A 1,079-nucleotide genomic window follows, 5' to 3' on the forward strand; every position below is an offset into this window, starting at 1 on the left:
AGTCCTCGATGATTACCCGGGCTTCCAGCGGCGAATCGAACCGCCACGCGTTGAGCAGCTCGTCGCGTAGTTGTCCGTTGAACGATTCGATTCAGGCGTTCTGCCACGGCGAGCCCGGATCGATGAAAAGTGAACCGGCACTGTTGAATCGGCACCAATCAGCCACGGCGTACGCCACGAACTCGGGGCCGTTGTCGAAACGCACGTAATGCGGCGCCCCGTGGACGAGCGCCAAGCGGTCCAGCACAGCGACCACTCCGTCGGCGTCGATGGATCGATCGACTTCGATCGCGAGTGCTGCGCGGGTCAACTCGTCGATGACGTTGAGCATCTTCACTGTGCGCCCATCAGCGGTGGTGTCGAACTGAAAGTCCATCGCCCAGATCACGTTCGGGCGGATCGGGGACATCGCACCCACGACGACACCGACCCCGGTCAGGCGCTTCTTGCGGCGCCGCTGCGGCACCCGAAGGCCCTCCTCACGCCACAACCGGCGGATGCGTTTGTTGTTGGCCTTCCAGCCGGCTCGGCGGGCCATCTTCGCCGCCCGTCGCCATCCCCAGCGAGGGCGGTCGGTAGAGAATTTGCGCAGCCAGGCCCGCAGCTCGGCCTCCTCGGTGGTGACCGGTGCCGGTGTCAGGCGCATCGTGGAACGGTGCAACCCGACGACCGCACAGGCGCGGCGCTCGGACACCCCGAACCGCTCACGCAGCGCCGCAACGGCATTGCGTTTGCGGTTCGGGGTCAGAAGTTTCCCGACGAGATCTCCTTGAGCATGTCGATATCGAGGGCCTGGTTTGCGACCAGCTTCTTCAGGCGGGCGTTCTCGGCTTCAAGTTCCTTGAGCCGTTTCGCGTCGTTGGCCTTCATACCGCCGTACTGCGCCACCCAGCGATGCCACGTCGATTCCGCGACCTCCAGGTGCCGGCACACCTCACCGAGTTCCTGGCCGGTCCCGAGCAGCTTGTTGCCCTCGGCGAGCTTGCGGATGATCTGATCCGGCGTATGCCGCCGGCGCCTGTTCGATGCCATGTCGTTAGTGATTCTTCCTGCCCAAGCACTCGGGCAACAGAGTCCCA

General features: G+C 64.4%; 1 pseudogene. It reads right to left on the reverse strand.

Annotated elements, in window-relative coordinates:
* Positions 1–1,032 (reverse strand): annotated as a pseudogene (locus tag AC5Y3Z_RS25495) (IS3 family transposase); the annotation flags it as partial.
* Between the last annotated feature and the right edge of the window lie 47 nt (positions 1,033–1,079).

Source organism: Mycobacterium sp. NGS61 (assembly GCF_059812325.1).